This window comes from Pseudomonas sp. NPDC087342, assembly GCF_044744265.1.
GTDB lineage: Bacteria > Pseudomonadota > Gammaproteobacteria > Pseudomonadales > Pseudomonadaceae > Aquipseudomonas > Aquipseudomonas nunensis.
In genome coordinates this window covers 102,159-108,989 of the sequence record NZ_JBIUXZ010000018.1, presented here as the reverse complement: position 1 = coordinate 108,989, position 6,831 = coordinate 102,159, and the positions used below count along the sequence as shown (strand labels likewise).

The 6,831-nt window shown below is 57.4% G+C and carries 10 protein-coding genes; 5 read left to right on the top strand and 5 right to left on the bottom strand.

The window, feature by feature from the left end:
- Positions 1-195 (bottom strand): 50S ribosomal protein L21 (gene rplU, locus ACIOYV_RS25445; RefSeq protein ID WP_401328086.1); only part of this gene is annotated, 195 nt, incomplete at its 3' end.
- Positions 196-435: 240 nt separating this feature from the next.
- Here rplU and ACIOYV_RS25440 point away from each other — a divergent pair.
- The 3 genes from ACIOYV_RS25440 to ACIOYV_RS25430 all read left to right on the top strand — a co-directional run bounded on the left by ACIOYV_RS25440 (position 436) and on the right by ACIOYV_RS25430 (position 2,390).
- Positions 436-1,404, top strand: a complete 969-nt coding sequence (locus ACIOYV_RS25440; protein WP_163911709.1) for a polyprenyl synthetase family protein — start codon at positions 436-438, stop codon at positions 1,402-1,404.
- Positions 1,405-1,584: 180 nt separating this feature from the next.
- Positions 1,585-1,926: a zinc ribbon domain-containing protein YjdM gene (locus ACIOYV_RS25435; protein WP_010467527.1), complete on the top strand. Its 342-nt coding sequence runs from the start codon at positions 1,585-1,587 to the stop codon at positions 1,924-1,926.
- A 206-nt stretch (positions 1,927-2,132) separates the two neighbouring features.
- The gene (locus ACIOYV_RS25430; RefSeq protein WP_401328082.1) at positions 2,133-2,390 is read left to right on the top strand and encodes a hypothetical protein; all 258 of its coding nucleotides are present in this window, start codon (positions 2,133-2,135) and stop codon (positions 2,388-2,390) included.
- Positions 2,391-2,516: 126 nt separating this feature from the next.
- Here the strand turns inward: ACIOYV_RS25430 and ACIOYV_RS25425 are convergent, their stop codons facing one another.
- The 3 genes from ACIOYV_RS25425 to ACIOYV_RS25415 all read right to left on the bottom strand — a co-directional run bounded on the left by ACIOYV_RS25425 (position 2,517) and on the right by ACIOYV_RS25415 (position 4,256).
- Complete coding sequence (locus ACIOYV_RS25425; RefSeq protein ID WP_054051384.1) at positions 2,517-3,134, bottom strand: FKBP-type peptidyl-prolyl cis-trans isomerase; 618 nt, start codon at positions 3,132-3,134, stop codon at positions 2,517-2,519.
- A 112-nt stretch (positions 3,135-3,246) separates the two neighbouring features.
- The gene (locus ACIOYV_RS25420; protein WP_163911699.1) at positions 3,247-3,558 is read right to left on the bottom strand and encodes a DUF6482 family protein; all 312 of its coding nucleotides are present in this window, start codon (positions 3,556-3,558) and stop codon (positions 3,247-3,249) included.
- A gap of 209 nt (positions 3,559-3,767) precedes the next feature.
- A complete protein-coding gene (locus tag ACIOYV_RS25415) occupies positions 3,768-4,256 on the bottom strand; it encodes a TIGR00645 family protein (protein ID WP_054051388.1) in 489 nt (162 codons plus the stop codon).
- A 160-nt stretch (positions 4,257-4,416) separates the two neighbouring features.
- Between ACIOYV_RS25415 and ACIOYV_RS25410 the strand changes: the two genes are divergently transcribed.
- Positions 4,417-6,246 (top strand): hypothetical protein, encoded by a 1,830-nt coding sequence (locus ACIOYV_RS25410; protein ID WP_401328077.1) that lies wholly within the window; start codon positions 4,417-4,419, stop codon positions 6,244-6,246.
- Here ACIOYV_RS25410 and ACIOYV_RS25405 read toward each other — a convergent pair.
- Positions 6,240-6,581, bottom strand: coding sequence for a hypothetical protein (locus ACIOYV_RS25405; RefSeq protein ID WP_054051392.1), 342 nt, complete (start codon positions 6,579-6,581; stop codon positions 6,240-6,242). The genes ACIOYV_RS25410 and ACIOYV_RS25405 overlap by 7 nt on opposite strands.
- Here ACIOYV_RS25405 and ACIOYV_RS25400 point away from each other — a divergent pair.
- A complete protein-coding gene (locus tag ACIOYV_RS25400; protein ID WP_401328074.1) occupies positions 6,580-6,792 on the top strand; it encodes a hypothetical protein in 213 nt (70 codons plus the stop codon). The genes ACIOYV_RS25405 and ACIOYV_RS25400 overlap by 2 nt on opposite strands.
- Positions 6,793-6,831 lie beyond the last annotated feature (39 nt).

Here is a 6,831-nt window from a genome sequence, read left to right as displayed (position 1 = left end):
GATCACTTCAGCCACAACGGTAGCGCCTGCAACAACAGGAGCGCCGATGTTCACGTCATCGCCATTGGCGACCAACAGAACGAGATCAAAAGACACGGATACGCCAGTAGCGATTTCCAGTATTTCGATCTTCAGGTATTCACCTGGGGCGACCTTGTATTGCTTGCCACCAGTAACAATTACTGCGTACGACATGGTATTTCTCCGATAATCCTGCTCACCCAGCTCTTTATAAGAAGAGGTATTGGCTGGCATGGCTGCATAAGGCTGGAAGGCCTGATTGCAATTGCGTAAGGCAGGTGCTGCCCAGGAAGTTCAGGGTGCGCGATTGTACGCAAGCTGCCTTTGCGATGCAAGAGGCCGTCCATCGTACCTTGACACCTGCGGACGTGGGTCCTAGCATGCCGCGCAACCCTTCTGGAGCAACTGTCGCTGATGCAACCCCAAGCTTTCTACCGCGCGGTGGCGGACGATTTTAACGCCGTCGACGGCATCATCAAGAAGCAGCTGACTTCCCGAGTGCCGCTGGTATCGAAAATCGGCGACTACATTACCTCGGCGGGCGGTAAACGCCTGCGTCCTCTATTAGTGTTGCTGTGTGGCAAGGCACTGGGTCGCGAAGGCGATGACCTGCGCCTGCTGGCCGCCACTATCGAGTTCCTGCACACCGCCACCCTGCTGCATGACGATGTGGTCGACATGTCCGGCATGCGCCGTGGCCGTTCGACCGCCAACGCCATGTGGGGCAACGCCCCAAGCGTGCTGGTGGGCGACTTCCTGTATTCGCGCTCCTTCGAAATGATGGTCGAACTGGGCTCCATGCCAGTGATGAAGATCCTTTCGCAAGCCACGCGGATCATTGCCGAAGGCGAAGTGTTGCAGCTGTCGAAAATCCGCGACGCCAGCACCACCGAAGAAACCTACATGGAAGTCATCCGCGGCAAGACTGCGATGCTCTTCGAGGCCTCGACCCATAGCGCCGCCGCCCTGTGCGAAGCCACCGCTGAACAGGCTGAAGCCCTGCGTACGTTTGGTGATCACCTGGGCGTAGCCTTCCAACTGGTCGATGACCTGCTGGATTACAAAGGCGACGCGGAAACCCTGGGCAAGAACGTCGGTGACGACCTGGCCGAAGGCAAGCCGACCCTGCCGCTGATCTACACCATGCGCGAAGGCACCCCGGAACAGGCCGCACTGGTACGCCAGGCGATCCAGAAAGGTGGTATCGAAGACCTGGAAAGCATCCGTGAGGCCGTTGAAGCTTCAGGCTCGCTGGACTACACCGCATCGCTGGCCCGGGATTACGTGGCCCGCGCAATCAAATGCCTCGACGCCCTGCCGGCCAGCGAATATCGCGATGCGCTGGTTGAGTTGAGTGAGTTTGCGGTAGCCCGCACGCACTAACACGCGCCCTCGTAGGAGCGAAGCTTGCTCGCGAAGGCGGTCTATCAGTCGACATTGATGTTGGCTGACAGATCGCCTTCGCGGGCAAGCCTCGCTCCTACAAATCATGTGTCACCCCCTCCTCCGTATAAACCCTATATAATGTGCGACTTTTAGCGATCCTCAATCCAAGGAGCTTTAGTGAGCACGTTGCCACCCTGCCCGAAATGCAATTCCGAATACACCTACGAAGACGGCGCGCAGCTGATCTGCCCGGAGTGCGCCCACGAGTGGTCCGCCAGTGGCGAAGCCGAAGCGGCGTCCGATGACACCGTGAAAAAGGATTCGGTGGGCAACGTCCTGCAGGACGGCGATACCATCACCGTGATCAAGGACCTCAAGGTCAAAGGCACGTCCCTGGTGGTCAAGGTCGGCACCAAGGTCAAGAACATCCGCCTGTGCGATGGCGATCACGACATCGACTGCAAGATCGACGGCATTGGCCCGATGAAGCTCAAATCCGAGTTCGTCAGAAAAGTCTGAAGTTGCTGTGCTCCATCCTGCGCCCGGCGTGGGATGGTGCTTCACCCTCCCCCGCTTTGCCCCGCAATCCCTCGCAGTAGCCAAACGCCAGCCGTTTTGACCTTACGCAACCTTTACCCTGAAAAAAACACAAACCGCCAATAGGCCCTTGCTATTTGATGAATAAGAATTATTCTCATTGAAACCAATCAATGGAGATGAGACCCATGACTTATTTGATCGATGCCTGGCTGGACCGCCCACACCCCTACCTCAGGATCCTGCATCGGGAAACCGGGGAAGTCTGTGCGGTGCTTGAAGAGGAAGCCTTGAACGAGCTGCAGGATCAGGGTGACCTGGACGTCAGTGGCTTGAGTTCCAGCGAGCCGGTGGTGCTCAAGGAACTGGTGCGTAATCTGTTTCTGTTCTGCTATGCCCGGGCGTTGCGCCCGTCGAATGAACTGCACCACAAGATCGAACTATGAGTAACGCTGAAAACCCTGTAGGAGCGAGGCTTGCCCGCGAAGAGGCCATCACATTCAACATCATCGCTGACTGAGACACCGCCTTCGCGAGCAAGCTTCGCTCCTACAGGTTTACAGGTTCAGGTCTTAAAGTACGTCGAGCAGCTCGACGTCGAACACCAGTACGCTGTGCGGCGGAATGCTGCCAACGCCTTGAGCGCCGTAAGCCAGTTCGCTCGGCACGTACAGACGCCATTTGCTGCCGGCATTCATCAGTTGCAGGGCTTCGGTCCAGCCAGCGATCACGCCGCCAACCGGGAATTCTGCAGGCTGGCCGCGCTCGTAGGAGCTGTCGAACACAGTGCCGTCGATCAGGGTGCCGTGGTAGTGAGTGCGCACTTGATCTTCACGGGTCGGCTTGGCGCCTTCACCTTGAGTCAGTACTTCGAATTGCAGGCCGGAAGCCAGGGTGGTGATGCCGTCACGCTTGGCGTTTTCAGCCAGGAAGGCCAGGCCTTCGCCAGCAGCGGCTTCAGCTTTGGCAGCCGCTTCGGCTTGCATGATCTCGCGGATCACTTTGAAGCTGGCGGACATTTCTTCCTGGCCCACACGGCTTGGCTTGCCGGCGAACGCGTCGGTCAGGCCAGCCAGGATGGCGTCTAGGTTAACGCCCGGTGGCGGGTTGTCGCGCAGTTGGTCGCCCAACTGACGGCCGATACCGTAGCTGACGCGGGTTTCGTCGGTGGACAGATTTACTTCGGACATGACACTGCTCCGCTGTGCGGACAGCCCTGGAACTTGCCGTGCGAGCACAGCGCATCCCGGAGCGCCCGGAACCAAAAGGGCGAGCAGACTAGCACAGATGCAGGCGTGGTGATCAGCTCTGCCAGGTCGACCGGAAGGCAATCGGTACCTTCAGGCTTTCCTCGGCACTGGCGCCGAGCCCGCACATCTCGTCATGAACCGAGGTGTGCACCAGGTTGAATTGCAGCTTGGGAAAAGCGTGCAGCACTTCGCGCGCGTGTTCGACCGAACGCAGATGAAACATCTGGCCGTGGGTATCGCTCAACGGATACGCCGCACCATGCATCCGCGCTTCCAGCAGATAGATCCCGCCTTCCAGCGAAATCAGGTTCAGCTCATCGACCTTCCCGGCGATGGCATACGCATTCAGCTCTTGCAGGTTCATGAGCGCACCTCTGACAGTGACGAATCAAGACCCCTACAGGCATATGCCTCGACGCTTCAAAGTACAAGCCATAAACCACACCGCCCGTCTGTTTACATTGCCCCTGTAGGAGCGAGGCTTGCCCGCGAAGGCGGCGTTACAGTCGAAACTAATGTAGTCTGACACGGCCTCTTCGCGGGCAAGCCTCGCTCCTACAGGGGTCGTGTAAATCAATGCTTGGTCAGTTTATCCAGGTAGCCCATCGCAAACGCCGAGATCACGAAGGTCATGTGAATGATCACGTACCACTTCAGATGCTCGGGATCGACGTTCTTGGCGTCCATGAAAATCCGCAGCAGGTGGATCGACGAAATCGCCACGATCGAGGCCGCGACTTTCATCTTCAGCGAAGACGAATCCATGGTCCCCAACCAATGGAGCTTCTCTTTGTTCTCGTCGATGTCCAGCTCGGACACGAAGTTCTCATAACCGGAAATCATCACCATCACCAGCAGTCCGCCCACCAGCGCCATGTCGATCAGCGACAGCAGCACCAGGATCAGGTCCGATTCCGCCATCGAGAAGACATTGGGGATGACATGGAAAACTTCCTGGAAAAACTTCAACGCCAGAGCCAACAAGCCCAAGGACAATCCGAAGTAGATCGGCGCCAGCAGCCAGCGGGAGGCGTACATTGCATTTTCGATAAAGCGTTCCATTGAGTCTCACACAAGGGCTGGTAAATGGCCGCGAGTATATCAGCCGTATGTAACAGCCAGAAACCGCCCGGAAATCCGCAACCTGCGCGTTTGTGACAAGGTTTTTCTGCTAGTGTCCAAACCATTGACAGGTTAGCGACACCGGACAGGAAGACAGGAAATGGATGTGCGATTGCCTTTAACGAGTGCCGGACTTTGCTTCGCGCTGCTGCTCGGCGGATGTTCACCCAGCGATGAGAAACGCCAGGTCAGCCTCGAAGAAAAAACCGCGCAGTTCGAAAAGTCCCTGGATGCCATTGCGGACCCGAAACTCAAGGACGCCGTTGCCGAGCTGGGCGGTTCGCTGCTGTTGCTCGAACGGGCGCAACTCAAGCTCGACAGCAAACCGCTGCAAACCGAGTACAGCGAAGACGCGCTGGCGGTGCTCAAGCACTACCCCACGCCGCAAGCGCTGGTGGACACCTACATCAACGGCCTGTTTGTGCTGCACAAGGACTCCAGCTCCGATTACCTGACCGACCTGCAACCGGTATTCCCTTTCAACTTCAGCATTCCCGCAGCCTTCCTCTTCCCCCATGGTCTGGAATGGCAATCGGTGACCCTGAGCAACAAGCGCGTCATTCCCTTCCAGCCGGAATGGTCGGAAACCGATCCCGGCATCCAGTTGAGCCCTTCCAGTTCGAACCTGACCAACCCCGATGACCTGACGGTGACCTACCCGTTCATCGATGGCCTGGACGTGGAAAACAAGAACCAGCCACAACCGGTGAGCCTGCAAGGCAAGGTCGAAGTGGTTGCGCCACGCCGCCTGTACAGCTTCGACCTGACGAAAAAAGACGTCGGCCAGACCCGCACCAACGACAACCTCAGCGTCACCCTGCTAAAGCTCGGCCCCAACTACGCCGAAGTCGAACTCAGTAACGCCTTGCCATTGGCCCCGGAAGTCAGCGAAACACCGCTCAACCCGCTGATCGTGCAAGCCAAGGACAGCACCGGGCAGTTTCTCTCGCGCTCGGGCTCAATCAACGAAACCGCCGCGCAAATCGCCTTTTACCAAAAACAACTCGCGCAACTGCAACAACAGAAAGCCTGGACCGAGACGCTCGAAAAACAGCTGGACGAAGACCAGCGAGCGTTTGAGAAGCAGCAGACCCGGCATTACACCAAGGTGTATTTCAACGGCCCGATCGAGACGCTCGAAGTCAGTGTGCTGGACTTCTCCAGCGCCACCGTGACGCGCAAGGACCTGAACCTGCCGATACGCCGCTTTGATCACGACACCACCGAAAAAACCATCCAGCCGTTGAGCTTGCCGGTGGTGGTGTACGACGATCAGGCGCCGATCTGGCTCAAAGGCGCGACACTCGGCGAGGAACAGCTGAAAAAGAGCGTCAGCATTACCCAGTCGGTGGATGACCCGAGTGCGGCGCGCATCGAGTTCGATCATCCGCGCAGCTTCAACGATGAGCTGCTCGGTTCGTCCTTCAGCCCCGGCGAGAGCCCGGTGACGTTCTTCACCGCCGATGATAACGGCAAGCGCGATGAACCGATTGAATTGCCGGCCGAGGCTTACCAGATTGATCCGTTGCGCGGGGTCATTACTTACGATTTGAATCTGTTTCCAGAAACACCGGTCTTTGCGGTGGGCTCGATGCCGCTGTTCCTCGCCACGATCGAACAGAAATCACTCGACGCAAACCAACTGCCCAAGGGCCTGGAACTCAAAGGCAATGCGCTGGTGGTTGATCTGAAGCTGTTTCCCGCCCAGGAATGGCGCTTTTTCGCCAAGGACGACAGCGGTAACTATCTGAAAGAGATTCTTTCGGTCACACATGACGCGAGCGCAGAAGGCCCCGCGCTATTTGGCGTGCATTATTTCTACGGCCAGCCAACCCGACTGGAAACCTACCAACGAACCGACCTCAGCACCGTGCAATATGGTTTTGAGGTCAAACTCGACAAAACCGAGATGCCCGATGCTGATCAGTGATCAGGGCGAAACTCGAAGCCACCCAGGCTTCGACTACGGCCACCATTGATTTCCCGCAGTTGGGCTTGCAGGTGCAGGCTCCAGATTTGCGGATCATCGGCCAGCTCATAGCCATGCAGGGTCAGGCTTTCAACAATTGTGTCGAGGATAGATTCGGCCACGAACGGGCCATGAAACGGGCCTTGAGCCTTGATGGCGGAAGGTTGTTCGCCGGCCATTCCGGCGGCGAAGAGTAAGGTCCACATGCCCGTATCCCCCGCCAATGGGCGGATGGCGCACTCGATACGGGTCACAAGACCCAGGCATTGACGTGTGAGGCAGAGGTTGCGCGACATGGCGGCGACCCTCGGTAGATCCGGTATTCAGCCTCCATCGGAAGGCTGTTTCGATCCAGTGATTACTGTCCTTATCCTTGAGCTGAGAATAGAAGAAAAGTTCGTGTCGCAAGCAAAGCGAAACCAGAAGGCGCCGAGCGGTCATTGTGTGAATATTGACGTCAGCCTGATGGCACTTTTTCTACTGATTGTCGATTTCGCCAATGCATAAAAAACCCTGTAGGAGCGAGGCTTGCCCGCGAAGGCGGTG

Excerpts from the sequence above, each read along its gene's own strand:
- ACIOYV_RS25405 (WP_054051392.1), bottom strand. The coding sequence starts at position 6,581 with ATGTCGCGCAACCTCTGCCTCACACGTCAATGCCTGGGTCTTGTGACC.
- ACIOYV_RS25440 (WP_163911709.1), top strand. The coding sequence starts at position 436 with ATGCAACCCCAAGCTTTCTACCGCGCGGTGGCGGACGATTTTAACGCC.
- ACIOYV_RS25415 (WP_054051388.1), bottom strand. The coding sequence starts at position 4,256 with ATGGAACGCTTTATCGAAAATGCAATGTACGCCTCCCGCTGGCTGCTG.
- ACIOYV_RS25420 (WP_163911699.1), bottom strand. The coding sequence starts at position 3,558 with ATGAACCTGCAAGAGCTGAATGCGTATGCCATCGCCGGGAAGGTCGAT.
- ACIOYV_RS25410 (WP_401328077.1), top strand. The coding sequence starts at position 4,417 with ATGGATGTGCGATTGCCTTTAACGAGTGCCGGACTTTGCTTCGCGCTG.
- ACIOYV_RS25400 (WP_401328074.1), top strand. The coding sequence starts at position 6,580 with ATGGCGGCGACCCTCGGTAGATCCGGTATTCAGCCTCCATCGGAAGGC.
- ACIOYV_RS25425 (WP_054051384.1), bottom strand. The coding sequence starts at position 3,134 with ATGTCCGAAGTAAATCTGTCCACCGACGAAACCCGCGTCAGCTACGGT.
- ACIOYV_RS25430 (WP_401328082.1), top strand. The coding sequence starts at position 2,133 with ATGACTTATTTGATCGATGCCTGGCTGGACCGCCCACACCCCTACCTC.